This window comes from Halomonas sp. XH26 (assembly GCF_024138895.1).
Taxonomy (GTDB): Bacteria; Pseudomonadota; Gammaproteobacteria; order Pseudomonadales; family Halomonadaceae; genus Vreelandella; species Vreelandella alkaliphila.
This window is the reverse complement of record NZ_CP071889.1, coordinates 4,046,857-4,066,060: the sequence shown is the minus strand read 5'-3', so window position 1 is coordinate 4,066,060 and position 19,204 is coordinate 4,046,857. Positions and strand designations below refer to the sequence as shown.

General features: G+C 50.3%; 17 protein-coding genes and 2 pseudogenes. 7 read left to right on the top strand and 12 right to left on the bottom strand.

What is annotated here, in order from left to right; translation table 11 throughout:
* Nucleotides 1-57 precede the first annotated feature (57 nt).
* A complete protein-coding gene (locus J4377_RS18580; protein ID WP_253486345.1) occupies nt 58-903 on the top strand; it encodes a cytochrome c5 family protein in 846 nt (281 codons plus the stop codon).
* An 82-nt stretch (nt 904-985) separates the two neighbouring features.
* On the opposite strand, the gene rep is transcribed toward J4377_RS18580, so the two are convergent.
* Nucleotides 986-3,055 carry a DNA helicase Rep gene (rep, locus tag J4377_RS18575; protein WP_253486344.1) on the bottom strand — a complete coding sequence of 690 codons (2,070 nt, stop codon included), beginning with the start codon at nt 3,053-3,055 and terminating at the stop codon, nt 986-988.
* 240 nt (nt 3,056-3,295) lie between these two features.
* On the opposite strand from rep, the gene J4377_RS18570 reads away from it, so the two are divergent.
* Entirely contained in the window at nt 3,296-3,772 is a 477-nt protein-coding gene (locus J4377_RS18570; protein ID WP_038479806.1) for a tRNA (cytidine(34)-2'-O)-methyltransferase, read from the top strand.
* Nucleotides 3,773-3,781: 9 nt separating this feature from the next.
* Here the strand turns inward: J4377_RS18570 and pyrE are convergent, their stop codons facing one another.
* Entirely contained in the window at nt 3,782-4,447 is a 666-nt protein-coding gene (pyrE, locus tag J4377_RS18565; protein WP_083007769.1) for an orotate phosphoribosyltransferase, read from the bottom strand.
* 152 nt (nt 4,448-4,599) lie between these two features.
* On the opposite strand from pyrE, the gene J4377_RS18560 reads away from it, so the two are divergent.
* Nucleotides 4,600-5,367, top strand: a complete 768-nt coding sequence (locus tag J4377_RS18560; RefSeq protein WP_009723298.1) for an exodeoxyribonuclease III — start codon at nt 4,600-4,602, stop codon at nt 5,365-5,367.
* Between the two features lie 99 nt (nt 5,368-5,466).
* On the opposite strand, the gene rph is transcribed toward J4377_RS18560, so the two are convergent.
* A complete protein-coding gene (rph, locus tag J4377_RS18555; RefSeq protein WP_038479800.1) occupies nt 5,467-6,204 on the bottom strand; it encodes a ribonuclease PH in 738 nt (245 codons plus the stop codon).
* Nucleotides 6,205-6,347: 143 nt separating this feature from the next.
* Here rph and J4377_RS18550 point away from each other — a divergent pair, with 143 nt between their 5' ends.
* Nucleotides 6,348-7,226, top strand: coding sequence for a YicC/YloC family endoribonuclease (locus J4377_RS18550; protein WP_253486343.1), 879 nt, complete (start codon nt 6,348-6,350; stop codon nt 7,224-7,226).
* A 174-nt stretch (nt 7,227-7,400) separates the two neighbouring features.
* Here J4377_RS18550 and J4377_RS18545 read toward each other — a convergent pair whose 3' ends face one another.
* From J4377_RS18545 to J4377_RS18930, 8 genes and pseudogenes are all read right to left on the bottom strand, one after another.
* The gene (locus tag J4377_RS18545) at nt 7,401-9,935 is read right to left on the bottom strand and encodes a restriction endonuclease-like protein (RefSeq protein ID WP_253486342.1); all 2,535 of its coding nucleotides are present in this window, start codon (nt 9,933-9,935) and stop codon (nt 7,401-7,403) included.
* Between the two features lie 55 nt (nt 9,936-9,990).
* A pseudogene (locus J4377_RS18540) lies at nt 9,991-11,862 on the bottom strand (MrcB family domain-containing protein).
* A 14-nt stretch (nt 11,863-11,876) separates the two neighbouring features.
* Complete coding sequence (locus J4377_RS18535) at nt 11,877-12,194, bottom strand: helix-turn-helix domain-containing protein (RefSeq protein WP_253486341.1); 318 nt, start codon at nt 12,192-12,194, stop codon at nt 11,877-11,879.
* 454 nt (nt 12,195-12,648) lie between these two features.
* On the bottom strand, nt 12,649-12,981 hold the full coding sequence (locus tag J4377_RS18530; RefSeq protein ID WP_253486340.1) for a DUF1016 N-terminal domain-containing protein: 333 nt from the start codon (nt 12,979-12,981) through the stop codon (nt 12,649-12,651).
* A 76-nt stretch (nt 12,982-13,057) separates the two neighbouring features.
* On the bottom strand, nt 13,058-13,207 hold the full coding sequence (locus J4377_RS18525) for a hypothetical protein (RefSeq protein WP_253486339.1): 150 nt from the start codon (nt 13,205-13,207) through the stop codon (nt 13,058-13,060).
* Nucleotides 13,208-13,425: 218 nt separating this feature from the next.
* Entirely contained in the window at nt 13,426-14,712 is a 1,287-nt protein-coding gene (locus tag J4377_RS18520; RefSeq protein WP_253486338.1) for a type II toxin-antitoxin system HipA family toxin, read from the bottom strand.
* The gene (locus J4377_RS18515; protein WP_253486337.1) at nt 14,702-14,995 is read right to left on the bottom strand and encodes a helix-turn-helix transcriptional regulator; all 294 of its coding nucleotides are present in this window, start codon (nt 14,993-14,995) and stop codon (nt 14,702-14,704) included. Before J4377_RS18515 ends, J4377_RS18520 begins: the two co-directional genes overlap by 11 nt.
* A gap of 260 nt (nt 14,996-15,255) precedes the next feature.
* Nucleotides 15,256-15,357 (bottom strand): AsnC family transcriptional regulator, encoded by a 102-nt coding sequence (locus tag J4377_RS18930; protein ID WP_370687192.1) that lies wholly within the window; start codon nt 15,355-15,357, stop codon nt 15,256-15,258.
* A gap of 148 nt (nt 15,358-15,505) precedes the next feature.
* Between J4377_RS18930 and J4377_RS18510 the strand changes: the two are divergent.
* Nucleotides 15,506-15,796 (top strand): annotated as a pseudogene (locus J4377_RS18510) (alcohol dehydrogenase catalytic domain-containing protein); the annotation flags it as partial.
* 468 nt (nt 15,797-16,264) lie between these two features.
* Entirely contained in the window at nt 16,265-17,014 is a 750-nt protein-coding gene (gene aqpZ / locus J4377_RS18505) for an aquaporin Z (RefSeq protein WP_253486336.1), read from the top strand.
* On the opposite strand, the gene J4377_RS18500 is transcribed toward aqpZ, so the two are convergent.
* On the bottom strand, nt 17,011-17,622 hold the full coding sequence (locus J4377_RS18500; RefSeq protein WP_253486335.1) for a DNA-3-methyladenine glycosylase: 612 nt from the start codon (nt 17,620-17,622) through the stop codon (nt 17,011-17,013). The genes aqpZ and J4377_RS18500 overlap by 4 nt on opposite strands.
* Nucleotides 17,623-17,997: 375 nt before the next feature.
* On the opposite strand from J4377_RS18500, the gene J4377_RS18495 reads away from it, so the two are divergent.
* The gene (locus J4377_RS18495) at nt 17,998-19,197 is read left to right on the top strand and encodes an MFS transporter (RefSeq protein ID WP_253486334.1); all 1,200 of its coding nucleotides are present in this window, start codon (nt 17,998-18,000) and stop codon (nt 19,195-19,197) included.
* Nucleotides 19,198-19,204: the final 7 nt, after the last annotated feature.

Below are 19,204 nucleotides of genomic sequence, written 5' to 3'. Positions count from 1 at the left end.
CCGCGCGCAGGGGTTAAGCACAAAACGTTTTATGACAAAACTCAAGAGGTGGTGAGAGTGAAATCTAAGCTGATCATGAGCGGGCTGGCGGCCCTAGGCGTCATGGCAGGCACATCCGGTGCTTATGCCCAAGACGCAGCACGTGACGCAATCGCTGAGCGCCTAGCGCCGGTAGGTCAACTTTGCTTGCAAGGCCAAGACTGTGGTACCGCAGCAGCGCCGGCTGCCGCTAGTGGCGGCGGCGATGAGATTGATGGCGAAGGTATCTATAACCGTATTTGTATGGCGTGCCACGAAACCGGCGCTGCTGGCGCTCCGATTCGCGGTGATGAAGCTGCTTGGTCAGCCCGCGTTGAAAAAGGTTTTGCCACACTGCTTGATCATTCCATTAACGGCTTCAATGCGATGCCAGCGCGTGGTGGCAACCCCAATTTGTCTGATGAAGAAATGGAAGCAGTAACCAAATATATGGTTGAGCCTGTCATGGATGTGTCTGACATAGGCAGTGCCGCCAGTGAAGAAGATGCAGCACCTGCAGCAGAAGAAACCGCCGCAACAGAGGAAAGTGAAGCCGCAGGGTCAGAAGAAACGATGGCGTCTTCTTCTACCGAAGAAGCGGCAGCAGGTACACAGGAAGCCGAAGCTTCTACCGCCAGCAATGGCCTGGATGGTGAAGCCCTTTACACCAGCCTTGGCTGTGTAGCTTGCCACGCCAGCGGTGTGGCGGGCGCCCCTTTGTTTGGCAGCGCTGAAGCCTGGGCGCCTCGTATTGAGCAAGGTAAAGAAGCGCTTTACCAGAGTGTTTTTAACGGCAAAGGCGTGATGCCACCACGGGGTGGCAGCCAAGGGTCTGATGAAGAGATCATGGCCGTTGTCGATTACATGGTGTCTCAGGCACAGTAATTATTGCCGTTGCTGAATGATGTATCCACAGGCGGGTTGCTAAAACCCCCTGTGGATATTTTTTTGCTTATGATTTGTTTCTTCAGCCTAACAGTGAGCGAATGCCTGCCAAGGCATCTTTGCCACGCGCCTGCTTTTTCTCGGGATCTTCTTTATCGGCGCGTCCCTCCCACTCCAAATCATCAGCGGGCAGTTCGTCTAAAAAGCGGCTGGGCTGGCAGTCCATCAGCTCACCATACGCTTTACGCTGGCGGGCTAGCGTGAGTGTTAGCGTGCGTCTTGCCCGAGTGATGCCGACATAAGCCAAGCGGCGCTCTTCTTCTACTGTCTCCATTTCAATAGCGTTACGGTGGGGCAGCAAGTCTTCCTCTAAGCCCATCAAATAGACATGGGGAAACTCCAGCCCTTTCGAGGCATGCATAGTGAGTAGTTGCACACGGTCGGAGTCGTCTTCTTCGGCCTGTTGCTCAAGAATATCCCGAAGCACTAAACGCGAAATAGCAGCTTCGACGCCATCGGTTTCCGTCGCAGTGGAATCATCTGCATCTTCGGGGTCGCGGTTTAGCGACTTTTCTAGCTGATCAATCAAAATCCATACGTTGGCCATGCGCCGTTCAGCGACGGTCGGGGCACTGGCGTTTTGGTACAACCACGCCTCGTAATCCATATCGCGCAGCATGTCGCGAATTGCCGCGATGGCATCGTCTTGATCCATGCGTTTGCGCACGCCATCAATAAAGTGCGTAAAGCGTGACAGGCGCTCCACGGCCCGAGTCGGCAGCGTTTGCTCTAACCCCAGCTCGTGGCAGGCAGCAAACAGCGAAATAGAGCGTTCTGTTGCATAGTTGGCCAGCTTTTCCAACGTTCCGGGGCCGATTTCACGGCGGGGCACATTCACAATGCGTAAAAAGGCATTGTCATCAGCGGGATTAATTAACAGCCGCAGATAGGCCATGGTGTCCTTGATCTCATTGCGAGAGAAAAACGACGTACCACCGGAAAGCTTGTAGGGAATTTGGTAATGCTGCAGCTTGAGCTCTAATAAACGTGCCTGAAAATTACCCCGATAGAGCACCGCAAAATCTCGCCATTCTGCCTTCTCTTTGATGCGCCGAGTCAGCATTTCGCTGGCTACCCGCTCTGACTCCGCCTCTTCATGGCGGTTGACGATGACCCGGATAGGCGCGCCATCGCCCATATCCGACCACAGGGTTTTATCGTAAACGTGCGGGTTATTGGCAATTAACGTGTTGGCCGCGCGCAAAATAGTGCCGGTCGAGCGGTAATTCTGCTCCAGCTTAACCACTTTCAGGCGTGGGAAGTCTTCGCCAAGGGTCACTAGGTTTTCAGGCCGTGCACCGCGCCACGCGTAGATTGACTGGTCGTCGTCACCGACCACGGTAAAGGTAGCCCGCTCCGCCATCAGCAGTTTCACCAACAGGTACTGGGAAACGTTAGTGTCCTGGTACTCATCCACTAGCATGTAGTGGATTTTGTTCCGCCAGCGGGCCAGTGCCTCTGAGTCGCGTTGCAGGAGCACCACCGGTAGCAGAATCAGGTCGTCGAAATCCACCGCGTTATAGGCTTTCAAGTGGCGAACGTAAGCTTCATAAACCCGGGCGGCAAAGTGCTCGTCATCATCCGCGGCAAACGAAAGCGCATCACTGGGCAGCACTAAATCGTTCTTCCACGTGGATATTTTGGCTTGCACAGCGTTGATCTGCTCAGCGTCTACCTGAGCGTCTTTGTTCATCAAATCGCGCAGCAGTGCTTTGGCATCTTCCGGGTCGAACAACGAAAAGCCCGGCTTGTAGCCCAGCGTTTTCAGCTCGCCGCGGATAATATTCAGGCCCAGATTGTGAAACGTCGATACCGTTAGCCCGTGGCCCTCTTTGCCCTTCAGCATTTGCCCAACGCGCTCTTTCATCTCCCGGGCGGCCTTATTGGTAAAGGTAACCGCCGCTATTTTGCGCGCGCTCATGCCGCACTCTTGCACCAGATAGGCAATTTTGGTGGTAATAACGCTGGTTTTACCAGACCCGGCGCCCGCCAAGACCAAACAGGGGCCATCGATATAGCGCACCGCTTCCTGCTGGCGCGGGTTTAGCCCTTTAATGCGGCTAAGAATGCTCTTTGGCGGTTGGGGCGTCATGGTGAAGGGTGACCTCTACAAGTGTTTCTGGAAAACCTCTGATTAACTATTACGCTTTGCCATACTGCGTTAAAAATCGCCTCAAAATGCTCATTTACAACCCGTAAACTCCGCTTTTTCGTTGATTTTTGCCTTGTCTGGCCTGCGCTCATCACATTAATCAAAGGCTTCCTAGGCAAATTCCATTACAATCAGCGGCGCTGGGCGAACGCACAATGAGTTAATAATAGGCAGGTGGTAATGTTTGAAGTAGCGCTATTTGAACCGCGTATGGCACCCAACACGGGTAACATTATGCGCCTGGTGGCTAACAATGGCTGCCGACTACATTTAATTGAACCGCTGGGCTTTGATCTCGAAGAGAAAAAGCTGCGGCGCGCCGGGCTAGATTACCGCGATCTAAACAATGTTACCCGCCATGCCGATTTTACGGCGTTTCAAGCGGCGATGCAGGGGCGCACACTATGGGCGATTACTACCAAAGGCACCCGTGCTCACAGTGACGCGACCTTCGCCCCGGGCGACGTATTGCTGTTCGGTTCAGAAACCGCAGGGCTTTCACCCCAAGTGCACGCTGCGCTGCCTGAAGAACACAAGCTGCGCATCCCCATGCAGCCCAATAACCGTAGCTTGAATCTTTCCAATGCGGTGGCCATCGTTAGCTATGAAGCGTGGCGCCAGCAAGGCTATGCTGGCGCATTAGGCAGTGAGCGATAGATGCAGCGACTAGCCCGTGATGCCGTAGCGGTCGCGATAAGCGCGCACGGCCTCGGCGTAAGCCAGCATTTCGCCTCCAGCATGCTCTTCAAGGTAAGTAAGCACTTGCTCTAAGGTGACAATACTGACAACCGGCATGCCGTACTGAGCCTGCACTTCCTGGATAGCGCTTTGCTCGCCCTGGCCGCGCTCTTGACGGTCAAGTGCAATAATCACGCCGCCTGCGCGGGCACCGCTTTGCTCAATCAGGCTCATCACTTCACGGATAGCCGTACCGGCCGTAATCACGTCATCAATGATCAAAATATCGCCGGCCAGTGGCGCGCCGACAATATTGCCGCCTTCGCCGTGGGTTTTGGCTTCTTTACGATTAAACGCGTAGGGCATATCGCGGTCGTGATGGTCGGCTAAGGCCGCAGCGGTGACCGCTGCCAAGGGAATGCCTTTATAGGCTGGGCCGAACAGCACATCCGCCTGCAGGCCGCTATCGACAATCGCCTGGGCGTAAAATCGGCCTAGCTTGGCCAAGGCACGGCCGGTTTGAAACAGGCCTGCATTGAAAAAGTAAGGGCTTACTCGCCCTGACTTAAGCGTGAACTCGCCAAACTTGAGCACGCCCTGCTCAATAGCGAAGGCAATGAAATCGCGCTGATAGGGTTGTAGAGTGGTGGCCACGGTGGTCTTCTCTTGTCGATAGGAATGTAAGTAATAGGAATCTAAGTAAACGCAACAATAAAACGGGGTTAAATAGCAAGATTTGGTTTGTCTATTTACCCAAACGTCTAAACGTCGGGTATCATACAGCAGCGACGCAAAAGGGACGATTTATGAAAATTGCCAGCATCAATGTCAATGGTATACGTGATGCCGTCGACCGTGGCTTCCTGGACTGGCTGGCTCAGCAGGATGCCGACGTGATCTGCGTGCAGAACATCAAGGCAAAAAGCTTTGAACTGGACGACCATATTCTCTATCCGGAAGGCTACGAAGGCTACTTTCTGGATGCGGAAGAAGATGGGTTCTCCGGCGTGGCACTTTATTGCCGCAAAATTCCCAAGGCGATTATGTACGGCCTTGGGTTTCCTCAGTGTGATCACGAAGGGCGCTTTCTGCAGGCGGATTATGACCGCTTCAGCATCGCCACCTTCTTGATGCCTGATGGAAGTGATCAAAAAGCCAAACAGGCGTTTATGGAGCAGTACCAAGAGTACCTGACGAAGATGTCGCGCAAACGCCGCGAATACATCATCTGTGGTACCTGGCACGTTGCCCATAAAACCATTGATTTGGCCAACTGGTCGGACAATCAGCTTACCTCTGGTTTCCGTCCTGAAGAGCGTGCCTGGATGGATCAGGTACTTGGCCCAACCGGCTTTATCGACACCTTCCGCGAAATTAATCGCGACGCTGGTGAATATACCTGGTGGCCAAAGCTAGACCAAGACGTGCCCCGTGAGCGCCAAGAAGGCTGGCGGATCGACTACCAGCTGGTCGGCCCCAACTTCCGTCGCCATGTGGTCGACGCGTGGATTGATTACGATGCGACCTTCTCTGAGTTCGCACCGCTGATCGTTGAGTATGACTTAGCGCTGTAAGCGCTCACTTTCCCGCGTCGCGTTACCCGTCTCAGCAACAGGCCAGCTTAAAAGCTGGCCTGTTTGCGTAAGCGCGTAAGTTATTTGCCAAGTAATGCCTTAACCGCGAATACCCAGTGCTTCGCGCTGTTTTTCACGTAGCTCGGAGCCCGCTTTCTCCGCCAGATCAAGCATCGCATTCAGTTCAGTACGGTTGAACGCCCCCGACTCTGCAGTACCCTGCACCTCGATCAGCTCGCCGCTTTCAGTCATCACCACGTTCAGGTCAGTGTCGGCTTTGCTATCTTCCGGGTAGTCCAGATCTAGTACCGGCACGCCTTTATAAATACCCACCGAAATCGCGCTAACCAGCTGTTTAAAGGGGTCACCTTTGATTTTCTTCTCGCGCTGTAGGTAGCGAATGGCATCCACCAGCGCCACGCAGCCACCGGTAATCGACGCGGTACGGGTGCCGCCGTCGGCCTGGATCACATCGCAATCCACGGTAATGGTGAATTCGCCCAACTTCTTCAAGTTCACTGACGCGCGCAGGCTACGGCCTATCAAACGCTGAATTTCCAGCGTCCGGCCACCCTGTTTACCACGCGTCGCTTCACGGCCACTGCGGGTGTGAGTGGCACGGGGCAACATGCCGTATTCAGCGGTGATCCAACCCTGATTTTTGCCACGCAGCCAGCGTGGTACGCCCGCTTCTACGCTCGCATTACACAGCACCTTGGTATCGCCAAACTCCACCAGTACCGAACCTTCTGCATGGCGGGTGTAATCGCGGGTTATGCGAATTTCACGAAGCTGGTCGGCTTCACGACCACTAGGGCGAACAACATCAGGACGCATAGCACCTCACATCAATTTAACAGTGGGAAAGCCCTCTATTGTACACGTCAACGCCGCCACTGATGGGCCTATTCAAGGCAGACGCATCTACCAGCACAAGATCGGTTAGACTGACCTAAATGCGCGATGAACAGGAAACTTTAATGGCCAACCCACGCCACGTACACAGCATGACCGCCTTTGCCCGCACCGAGCAGGCCGCCCCGTTTGGCACCCTGCAGGTAGAAATCCGCTCGGTGAATCAGCGCTATCTGGAACCACACTTTCGCCTGCCCGACGCTCTACGCGAGTTAGAACCGATGCTGCGCGACGCCTTACGCACGCGCCTAGCGCGAGGCAAAGTAGAGTGCAGTCTGCGTTTTGAGGCCGCCGAAGCCAACCAAGCCCCTGCGGTTAACGCCCAGCGCTTAAAAGAAATAGCCGATGCCCTGGCGGCCATTCAGCAACAGGTGCCCAGTGCCGTGCCGCCCACCACGCTGGCGTTGCTTAACCAACCCGGTGTTATGGAAACCCAGCACCTCGATCAAGACGCCATCAAAGCCGCCGCCAAAACGCTATTTGATCAAGCATTGAACGAGTTGATCGACGCCCGCGCCCGGGAAGGCGAAAAACTTGCTGAGATGATCACTACTCGCCTAACGGCTGTGAGTGAACAAGTCGCCACCGTGCGCAGCCTGTTGCCGCAAATTTTAGAGCGCCAGCGCGCCCAACTATTGGAACGCTTAGAAGTCGCCAAAACCGAACTCGACCCGCAACGCCTGGAAGCCGAACTGGTACTGGTGGCACAAAAAGCCGACGTCGACGAAGAGCTAGACCGCCTCACCGCGCATATAGCAGAAGTGAGCCACCAGCTCGCCCAAAAAGGCCCCAAAGGCCGCCGATTAGACTTCCTAATGCAGGAACTCAACCGCGAAGCTAACACGCTGTCATCAAAATCTGTGGTGGCTGAGACGACCCGATGCGCAGTGGAGTTAAAGGTGCTGATTGAGCAGATGCGGGAGCAGATTCAGAATATTGAGTAAATTTTTTATTCATCTAATAAGCCCTGTTATTGACTTGTAAATACAGGGCTTTTTTTATTTTATTTTACAAATAAATTTGTCATTACCTATTTTTAATCGCTAATAAAATAACGGGTAAATAATACTTTAATCAACAAGTTAAATTTAAATTTTGTTATTATCTTTTATCTCCCATTACACCATGGCCTCTTCATAAACTTTCTCTACTTCATAAAATTGCTTAACATTCTCTATTCGCGTTAAGGTCGTCAGTTTCATCGAGTTTCTTATGGGACGATGTGGAACATGGGTAACTGGGCTTTGTAGCGTCAGTGGCTTACCTAGTTCAAACAAATAATACAGATCATCAGCGCCTGATTTTTTACCCGCTTGCTCTTCGCTAATAGCATAGCGTGGTAATACGGATACTCGCTTTACCGGCCATAACTTATCTATTTGCTTGGTAGCTCTTTGGATGTCAGATGTCGATGCTAAAGCCAAGTAGCAAATTTCTTCAGCAATATGCTGCTTAAATTTAGCCAAGAAGGTTTTTTGCGGTAGGTGATACCACTGTGCAGTACCCTGCTCAAATGCGTTAAAGTAACTATTGTCGCGGCCTCGCTGGCCCCCCAGTGCAACTGTCATAGTTAGGTCAGGATAAAGAACTTGGCGCATACCGTAATAAGGTATACGCGCTGCTTCCTGCATATATAAACGCTCTGCCATACCTGCTATAGGGTAAATGGTTTCATCATGCTGCGCAGTTTTGCTGCTTGGGGCTGTACCGATTTGCGCCTGCAAAAAGTCAAGCAACCACTTGTGACCACAGTAGCTGTTCTCGGTTTGCGAAGGTAAAAGAGCAAACGCGCCTATGCTGACCTCTTCAATCGCATCAGCATATGGGTTAGTGTCATTAACTTGATCAAAAAAACCTGGGTACAAAGCAAAGGCACCAAATACTGGCCGGCTTTTCTTCTGGAGTTTGGCTGCAGTGTAGTCATTTGATTTCTGAGTCTTGTTATCGGGTACAGACAAGCGAATTAACGCATCCCGATAACGGTGCATTTGATTAATAGCATCGTCGGGTACGTAATCTGTTTGCGAAATATTTTCTTCACTGTTGTCAAAACGATTTTTATTAGTTTTAATGCGGTATTTCGCATCGAATAACCAGATAAACTGCTGCTCTTCGTCTGAACCATCCGTCTTGGGCAAGGTGACTTCTAATACAATATCTGGTTCTTGGTTTACCAAGTAAGAACGAATGGACAGCCCTTTGTTGGTGAACTTTGGCTCATGAGCCAGCCTTGCCGTGACACCATCATCGCGTTTAAATTGAAATGCACCGGCGAAACCATCTTTTAGCTGATATTCGAAAAACTCATTTTGTGACAATGTTGCTATGCTATTGCTGACTAATTCAAAGCCAAGATCCTGCTCTAAAATCTGTTTCAGACACAGAAAACACCATACCTCATAAATTTCGGCCACCGATTTCATTGAAATGCTCGACTGATTGCCAAACACATCCAAATAAAACCTCAGTTCTTGCCACACTCGGTATACCGCGCTGTACCCTGTTTTTTGTTGCAGCACAAGAGATTCATGGCTTAGACCACCGTAAGCACTTACCTCTTTTAAGAAGCTTAGATTCAGAACCTTTTGTATCGGTAGTTGCCAGCTATGCAGTTCATTTAAAAAAAAATTCGATAAGCGTTGGCGTTCTGGTGCTTGATTGCTAGCACGCAGCGTAGCCTCAAACTTGGCCAGTTGTCGTTTACACTGGGTAACCGCCATTTTAATAAAACGGTTTTCAGGTGTATCTACGCTAAGCTGCTTCTTCTCTACCCGATAACGTTTATCATATTGACCATTGGCAAAGTCTCGCTTAACTTGCTCAGCGAGCCTGTAGGGTAGGCGCCCTTTTAATTTTGCCGCCTTAACATTGGAAATTGTTGGTTGTAAACGGCTATGCGGGGCAGCACAGATTAACTTTAGGCCTTGTTCAAAGCGTTCCCTTAAAGCAGCAAAGTTGGCCAGCCACATCAGTGGAAAGTGTCCTCGTTGTTTGCTGGCTGCTGCATCTTGCTCGGTTTTTTCTACCAAGCTAAAGCGCCAAAGCGGGTAAACAGCATCAATTGCCTGGTACATGGCTGGTAAATCGTGATGTAGCGCCATCTTGGTAGGCAACACTTCAAAGGCAATATGCTGTGTGTGGGTTTTACCTTCTGCCTCAAATGATAGTGGTAAGCGCATCCAGCCAACATCATTGCCAGTATTAATGGTGCCTGTTAAACGTGCGGGAATAGGCCCCCGTTGTTTGGCAAAGCGAAACGCTTCGCTGACGCTTTGGCTACGATGTACCAAGTATGCATCGGATACGGCGTGAAAGAACACCCATTCAAACTGATATTGAGTATTTTCAAAAAACAAAGGAGTATTTAAAGTAAATGTTGAGCATTTTTCAGGCGCAGTGACACTTGCCGCCAAAACAGTTTGTGTATGGCTATTATCAAGCTCAAAGCTATTGTTCTGCTCATCAATAACTGCGATATCAACAATTTTAATTTCTGGGGCAAAGCGAAGGGCTGCATCGCGCTCTGCATACTCAAGCGTTAGGCTGGCTCTTTCGGCCACAGTGGCCTGATACACTTTTGCGCGCGCGCTGATATCGTTAGCCCAAACCGAAAACTCAAAATCAGGTGTTTGTAATCGTATTAACTCAGGCATTCCTCGCCACTCCTTTCGCTTTACCTCTACCGTGCTTAGCGTTACAGCCAAAAAATCACGGCCAGAAACTCGTAAACGTCACGCTATCCAAGCGTTGTTTCATCCATGAGAGCTTACCTTTTGAGCGACAAGCAATGCGCAGTACTTTCTCGTCTTCTCTTGCTTCTACGTCCAGTGCTTGTTCTCTATACAGATCGGGTCGCTGATGGGCCGAATCATTATTGTCATCAGCATTCCAGATAGGCGACAATTGCTCCGTCAATACGTTATTCAGCTCCGCCAACATATCTCCACCTGCTGCTGTAGTTAGCTTATCGCTATCTCCTTCAATCCTAGGCAGTACTTTACACATCATAAAATCATCCCATACGGCTTTCAGGGTTAGCTCGTCCTGTGGCTGGGTGCTGACTACGGCCAGTAATAACTCATTAAGTGCACGGTAGGCCAATTCAAACGGGGTGGTCTTCAATACCGTATTCACGGCACTCAAAAATGCCAATGTTTGCGATCCATCGGCATCACAGGTGTTGGCTAAATCATCTTTTCGCGCTTGTGACCAAATAGGGTAACCGAGTGATTTGTTATGACTGGTTGGAGCAAAGAAAGTATCGTAATCATTGGGGAAAAATTCACCAAAATCAAAGCTTAGGGCGCGATCGATTACTTTGCGCGAAAAGCCATGGGTGGTTTCATCCATATTAACCGTGCCGGCAACCATTAAGTTGAATGGAATTGCTAAGCCATACTGACAGATTAGCTGCCAAAGATCGTCGTAGTCTGGTAACTCAAAGCCCAAATCGACTCTTAATTTATCCGTATCCGCAACGGCGCTAATCGTAGCAGGCTTTAATAATGCATCGCTGCTGTAAATGAAGGTATCTCCATCCCAATCCCATTCACGGGTTTCGAGCACCGATAGGTAATCGGCAAAATACTGCTCAACAGGCGCAAGATTCATTTCATCTAAGCATAGCCAATAGGGCAACACGGCTTGTAGAGCACCACGGTCACCACTGACCACCAGACGCTCGCCATGGTCATCACTATTTTGTACATCAATCGTTAAGTTACTATCGGCGATGGCACGCCAGGCTTTGGCAATAAATTGAAGTACATCTGTAGTAATATATTCCGCCTGGCCGCTACTTGAGAGTCGAGAAATATACCCCAATAGATCACTCGGTTCATGCCAATCAGGGCGCACCGAAGTTAAACAATAGGTTTCATTAAACTGGCCCGTGGCTTTTGCCTGTTCACGAACAAAACGGGTTTTGCCAGTTCCTGAGATACCAGCCAGGAGTAGGAAGGGTTTGGGGAGTAGCTTAGATTTTTTAAGATTTTGACTATTGTTTTTTTTAGTCTGCGCATTAAAATCAGCATATATTTCTAGTAGTTCTGTTAGATCAGAAACTAGGACATTATCATCAGGCATGTTATTTAAAGGATAAAATTTCGCTCCAGCGGAAGCCCACTCATAAGACTGGCCTAACGCTGTATTAGATCGAAGATCAATTTTCTGGTCCCAACGGTTCAGTCGCTTGTCTGAACCTCGTATATTATTTCGCAGATCTTCTGCTTTCTGTTTTGCTATATCTTTCCCATATTGCTTTTTAAGTTCTGTAGTTCCAAAACCTAGCGATAAGTAAACGCCACTACCATCAGAACGAAATAAATAAACAGGATAAATGCCTGATTGAGTTGATTTTGTTATAGTAGGGTTTAGAATCGACAGTCATGGTACATCTGCCCAGTTGCCTGCACCAGCACTTGCCTTTATCAAATAATTATTTGGAAAAGGCAGCTCTTTTTTTATCGCTGAAATTAAATCTTTTCTTAGTAAGTTGGCTATTGGGTGGCCTGTAAACTGCTCATTTTTAGCTTTTGCCCATCCACCTGCTATTTCTGATAGAAGTTTTCTTAAGCTCATAAATATCCTTTAAACTAAGACCAAAAAACTTTGGTATTCCAGCTCGATCTTTTTTTTGTATATCCTGAAGGCAGTAATCTTACAATACCCAAGCCATCTAACGTCTTCAGAGTTCTCGATACATTACTTACCGCTCGACCTGTCAGTTCGGCTAGCTCGGTGACTGACTGTGGCTGCTGTTCAGTGATCACTTTTAATAAGTGTTGGTTTTCTTTAGACAGCACGTTGGCGATTGATTTTAGTGAGTCAAACCAAATATCTACTGAGTAATCTGAGGCGGGCGTTTGGCCGCGTATGCCAGTCACACAGCGCTTTCGTCCCGTGCTTTCCATAACGCTCTCTTTGACTAGTTTGTTAAAAACTGTACACATATACATAGGCCGGACATCTTATCAACTGGTGATAATTGAGCAAGTGAATTTTCCTGTTAAAACGGCATGGCCAGAAGGCACTGGGGCGGTATTATCGGGTGTGTGGGCTTCAATCTATCGATAGATATCGCTCAACGAGGCCGCGGTACGGGCTCCAATAAGAATGGAGTGCGGAAATCACCACTGGTCATCAATGCTTTAATGGCGCAGTGGGCAAGTTAATAATGCGCTGCTGCTCTGAGAAATCTTGATTTGCATCGGTGCTATCTACGTAAAGTTATAGGCTCCCCTGCATGCAGAGTAAGCAAAGGGGCAATTTGCAAACAGTAGGGTGATTTTAAAAAAGCGTTGTCATAGTCAAAGCTAAAATCGAACCAGGAAAAGCTTAGGTACTATGTTCCCATTTTGTATTGGATTATGGGAATTTAGTCCCATCTATGCATTTGCTCTGCAGCTTTGGTTGATCGCTTCGTGCAAATACCCCGTCTCGGGCTTGGGCATTGTCTATTCGCAGCAGGGTGCGATAGTGAGTCCAGCTCAATTCGGTACGCACTGCGTTCCGTTTTGGAAAGCTTTGATAAAACTGGCGCATATTGCGTAGGTTGCGGACATCAAAACCTTTACCCAGCCGCTCGGTAAGCTGTTGCGAGAGCTGCTGTAGCTGTTGCTTACCATACTCAGCCCGGCTATTGCCTTGCTGTTCGTGCTCGACAATTAAACGGCCTATTTCCCAGTAGCTTTGTACCATGGCCGTATTTACGGCTTAGCGCACCTCCAGTTTTTGTTGGAGAACGGAGGGTTGGCGACGGCGAAATCGAAGGGTTTCAACTGGCCGTTAGTGTCCTTCCACTGAGAGGCACTCTGCGTGCTGTCTTGCGCACATAGTCTTTGTACTGGCTGGCATCCATACCGCCGCGCAGTTCATCACAGCTTGCCCAAAGGGATGAGTAGAGCTCGTTCTTCTTAATGGCCATTTGGGATCCTTACATTACGGTCGTGTCGGCGCCAAGCGAGCCGCCACACACTTAAAATATCGTGTACTTTGCAATCAAACAGCACATAAAGCTAATGGGGTGCATCAGTATCAGCTTGGTGCTTCGAAAATTGGTGCTGATTATAACTTTTTGGGCGAGCGATAACGCTTGTATGCGGGACGTATTCCTCGCCATTTAGCTTCTTTAAACAGTCATCGTTAACTGAGTAAAAGCTCCTTGTTCTCCTGCCACGCTTGATTCAATCGCTGGGTGATCAGCTCAATCGTGCTGGCTTTCACACCAAGGTCTTTGGCCACGGTTGGGAAAGTGCTCATAACGTCTACGATCTCATGAACATACGGCTGAGTCTGTTTCCAGTTGGCAAAGCCTGCATGCCCAGCTAGCTGCTGAATGGCTTTTAGAGGCGGCTGCTTACCGTAGCCTATGTAAGCAGTCGCGTGTTCTGCATAAGGATGAGGGCTAAACGTTACGTCATAGAAAGGCGCTGGTTTCCATTCGCCTCGGTCGTCCTGCAAAAACGCCCAGTTTTTACTGTGATCATCCTGATTGCAGGCAAACAGGTTAAACAGGGCGCGTCGGAATTGGAGTTGGCCGACGGCGGGGGATTTACACAGCTGGCGGCTGGCTTTGATAAGGTCGGCGTAATCAAGACTAGGAGTTCGAAAGTCGGCGTCCAGCAGACCACAGGCGCTATGCATATGCAGACGCCCCGCAGGGCTTTGATTAATCCAATCAAACCGTTTGATGGCAAGCCAAGCGCGTTCCCCCTGCGGCGTCGGTATGCGCAGCAACTGCCATTCCGGCGGCTCAAGGCCTGCCTTTTTAGCCAACTCCAGGTATACCGCTTCGCATAGGCCTTCTTCGTGACCCAAAGGCAAATGTTGGGAGGTAAACTTGACCAGCCACGCGTCATCCTCTGGCCGGGCCTTGGTTCGGTACTCGCTGAATTGGCCTGGAGCCATAAAAAGCTGTGCTTTTGGCCTTGCCCCACCGGAGCTACCCGCTGCGACTAGAGCACTTAGTACGTCTTCGGTTTGCCCATCAAAAACGGCTTGTGCTTGGAGTCCGAGTGTCGCTAGGTGCTCATTATCGCTTTGTGTCGGCGCAGCATCTGATGTTGGCTCAAAGGCCAGTGCGCCCATGCCGCGCTGGCCAACAAATGCCAGTCGATCCATCGCCGTAAGCTGCATAGGCGCTATACCATGCTGACGGAATACCCGGTCTTGTAGCAGCAGTCCCCACCCATCGGGTAAACAGTCGCCAAATACGCCGTGCAGCCCTTGATGCGGTGTTTTAGGGGCGGGCTGAAGCGCTAGGCCTTGCTGTAACGTAAAAGGCGATAGGTTGCCATGTCGTTCCTCATAGCCTTTCGCGTACTGAAAAAATACCCCCTGGCGGTTTTGCGCTAATACGCCCGCAGCAACCTGTTCCCCGGTTGATAGCGTGCGGGTCACATTCAGCCGTTGCGTGGGTTTAAAGGCCATCTTTGAGCACCTCTTCGATAGAGGAAGGTGTCTTTGCGTTGAATGCGTCTTGTTGGGTCAGCGCATATAGCCGTGCCAAGTCGTCTAGGCTTTGCCATAGCAACAGCAGTTGGCGAAACGATATTTGCCCGGTGAGCTCAAATTTTTTGATGGTTGGGGCAGGCACATTGCTGCGCTGTGCCAGTGCCGCACGGGATAGCTTGGCCTGTTCGCGTAAGTGGCGCAGGTGAGCCGCAAAGGCTTGCTGGACATCGGTATCGTCTAACAGCAGAAAACGGCGCATAAGCTATGCATTCCTAAAAGGGATATTACTGTACCCATTTTAGCTTTTTTAGGCCTATTTTGGATACTACTGTATCTGGTTTTCTGTTTATTACTTATCGTACCGCAGCCTGCTGCAGAAGTTATTCAAGTGCGTAAAGTCTGCTGGCAGCCTATTTCCTATTTTCATAACCTACCCGACTAATTCGCTTACAGGCCTAGCAACTCAGTACCTGGGAGCTGGCCTGGATAATGCGCTCGAACTCTGCCGTCGTGGCTTCGCTATGCTGGGTGCAACTGCTCGGCCAGCCGTGCGTTGGAGACACGCCCGTCCGCCTGGAGCAACGTGGCTAACCGGGCATCCTTTTTATCCAGCGCGCTCATTCTGAATTCTTCTTTCGATTTACTGCTGCTATTAGAAAGAGTGCTTCAAAATGACGAAGAATGTCCATCAGAAGGAAACGTAATTTCGGGCAGGGCCCGTTATAGTGGGTGCATTCAACTTGCCGCTAACGCGTTCAGGAATCCCCCCATGAGAGCCGTGGTTTTTGAGCAATTTTCCGCCCCACCACAGATCCAGCAACTGCATGATCCCACCCCCTAGCCGCATGGCGTGGTTGTGAAGTTAATGGCGAATGGGGTGTGCCGCAGTGACTGGCATGGCTGGGTAGGGCATGACACTGATATTCAACTTCCTCATGTGCCGGGGCATGAGCTTTACGGTGTTGTCGAGGCCGTGGGTAAAGACGTAAACACATGGCGCATTGGCGACCGGGTCACGGTTCCCTTCGTTGGCGGGTGCGGCACTTGCCCTGAGTGCCACTGTGAATGCTGCCAAGTTTACTTCCGCTAACTCACTAGCGCACATTGTACGTGGCGTTCCCTGAATGGTTAATATTAGTCAATTAAAAATAAATTGTTAAAGAAACACTTTTTAGCGATTTAATTGATTAATGATTTTTTAGCGCATAATGACTAGTGCGCTAATTGTTTCTTATTGTTTATTTTAATGTCGCTGGTGATATTTGTTTGCCCATTTTTAAAGGCTGTTATATAAAAGCTTGTCTTTGTTGCAGGTGCTTAGTTAAATGGTTTTTTACACTAGTTCGTTGTAAAAGAAATTAACAATGCGCCTGGTATTTAAGAACTGGTTTCTTGCTTTAAATTAATTAAAAAGTGTCGTGCACTGAGTGCGCGCATTACTGCGTACACATTAATGAGCGGCCTTATGGGTGCTTAATTAGCTGGCGCGGTATTCCCAATGATACTTGGTCATTAGAGGAGTAGGGATATGAAAAAGTACGCAGCGGAGTTAATCGGTACGTTTTGGTTAGTCTTGGGCGGTTGTGGCAGCGCGGTGTTAGCGGCGGCTTTTCCAGACGTAGGCATTGGCCTATTAGGGGTGTCGCTGGCCTTTGGTTTAACGGTTGTTACGATGGCGTATGCGATTGGGCATATTTCGGGGTGCCATTTAAATCCTGCGGTATCGATAGGGCTTTGGGTGGGAGGGCGCTTTCCTGCTAAAGAGTTGCCTTACTATATTGGTGCGCAAGTACTGGGTGCCGTTGTTGCCGGTGGCGTGCTGTATCTGATTGCGAGTGGCCAAGCAGGGTTTGATGTGTCGGCTGGGTTTGCATCGAATGGCTATGGAGAGCATTCACCCGGCGGTTATAGCATGACGGCGGCGTTACTAACGGAAGTCGTAATGACCATGGTGTTTATCTTCATCATTATGGGGGCAACCGATGGCCGCGCACCGGCAGGGTTTGCGCCGTTGGCGATTGGCTTGGGCTTAACGCTGATTCACCTGATCAGTATTCCGGTGACCAATACCTCGGTGAATCCAGCGCGTAGTACGGGCGTTGCTCTGTATGTAGGAGATTGGGCGACGGCTCAGCTGTGGCTGTTTTGGGTAGCGCCTATGATCGGCGCGGCGTTAGGGGCACTAGCGTATCGCTTTATTGCTCAGCCTGAGGCACTCATAGCGCCGCCATCGCCTTCTGATCATGACGATGATCTAACGGGTAAGATCGTTCCCTAAAGCGGCTCTCCACGATAGTAGTGCCATAAAAATAGCGAACCCACGCTACGCCAGGGGGCCCAGTGTTCAACTAACTGGCGAGCCTGTTTAGGCGTGGGTTTGTCTTCCAGCTTTTTTAGACGGCCAAGCGCTACACGTAAGGCAAGGTCGTCGGCGGGAAATATATCCGCGCGTTGGAGCGAAAACATCAGGTAAATTTCGGCGCTCCAACGTCCAAAACCACGCAGTTGAGTAATAGCGGCAATCGCCTCGTCATCGCTCAGCGTGGCCAACCCATCGGCGCTGAATGTGCCGGCAAGCTCTGCCTCCGCCAGCCCTTTGGCATAGGCTACTTTGCGCCAGGAAAGCCCTGCATCACGCAGCGCTTGGTCTTCAACGTCCATCACTGCTTGCGCGTGCAATTCAGGTAGCAATGAAGTGACTCGGCCCATAATAGCGCGCGCCGCTTCCGTCGAAATCTGCTGGCTAACAATCGTACTAAAAAACGTTGCGAAGCCTTGGTCGCGTTGGCGCGGGGCGGGTGCTCCCACGAGTGGATAAGCACGGGCAATATCGGGGTCTGCTTTAGCCAGTGCCTCCATGGCGCACTCGATAGACTCTAGTGTCATGAACGTTTCACCTGCTTATAAGTTTAAAAACACACTAACAAAACTAGAAAACCTCTGATTAACTATTGCGCTTGTCCATACTGCGTTAAAAATCACCTCGTGCGCGAGTCCGATCAAAATGCTCATTTACAACCCGTAAACTCGAACGCGAGCCCGGTCCTTTTTTCGTTGATTTTTGCCTTGTCTGGCCTGCGCTCATAACGTTAATCAGAGGCTCCCTGGGATATTACCGTTGTAATCCGTAGGAATTGTCTCGTTCGCCCGCTAACTTTTTTGGTGTTGCGTATTTCTACTTTTGTCTAATCCTGCGATCATTTGCAGCTATACAAGACCGTTTTGTTAAGCAGGTGTTGAATGCGCCTGGGGGAGAAAAGTATGCAGGCGTCGTCATCGGGATTGGCACGTAACCCGCGGTTGGCAGAAGTCGTGTTGGCGTTAGGCGGGTTTGGTATTGGCACCAGCGAATTCGTCATTATGGGGTTAATGAACCGTGTCGCGGAAGATCTCGCCGTTACGGTGCCACAGGTGGGCTATGCCATCAGTAGCTATGCCTTGGGTGTGGTCGTCGGTGCACCACTGATATCTGCCTTTGCAGCGCGGGTACCTAAGCGTGCGTTACTCATTGTGCTGATGTTGGTCTTTGCCGTCGGTAATATCGCCAGTGCCATGGCGCCCGGATTCTGGTCATTTGTAGGGCTACGCTTTATCGCCGGGTTGCCGCATGGTGCTTATTTTGGCGTAGCCGCATTGGTGGCCGCGGGTGCAGTGCCAGTTGATCAGCGGGCACGCGCTATTTCACGGGTAATGATGGGCTTGACGTTGGCGATTCTGATTGGCGCGCCGTTAGGCACGTGGACAGGTAATCTGTTTGGTTGGCAAATTGCTTTTGCAGCCGTAGGTGTTATTGCACTGTTGACTGCGCTATTGATTCGTTTGTGGGTACCTGTACAGCCGTTCGATGCCTTAGCAAGCCCGCTACGTGAACTGTCGGCATTGATAAAGCAGCGTGTATTGGTGACGGTGGCCATTGCCTGTATTGGCTGTGGCGGTATGTTTGCTATTTTTAGTTATGTGATGCCTACGCTTACTCAGCAAGCGGGTATGAGTGAAGCGCTGGGGCCGCTAGTGCTGGTCATCTTTGGTCTTGGCTCTATCGCTGGGAATTTAATTGGCGGTCGTGCAGCGGACAAGAACCTGATGCGTGCAATTCCCGCTACCTTGGTGTGGTGCGCAGTAATTCAGGGATTGTTCTATTTTGCTGCTAATAATGTTTGGACGGGGCTGTTATTTGTAGGATTAGTCGGCTCTAGTATGGCGCTAGCGCCTGCGCTGCAGACCCGTTTAATGGATGTAGCAGAAGATGCCCAGACGATGGCGGCTTCGCTAAACCATGCGGCTTTTAATGGGGCCAATGCATTAGGAGCGTGGTTAGCGGGATTGGTCATTAGCGCGGGTTTTAGTTGGTCGAGCACAGGGTTAGTCGGTACCGGTTTAGCACTTTGCGGGCTAGTGATTTTTGCTTGGGGGCGCTGGCTTGAGAAACGCACTTTCGCTACGGCTGAACGTTATCAATGAGTGTTTA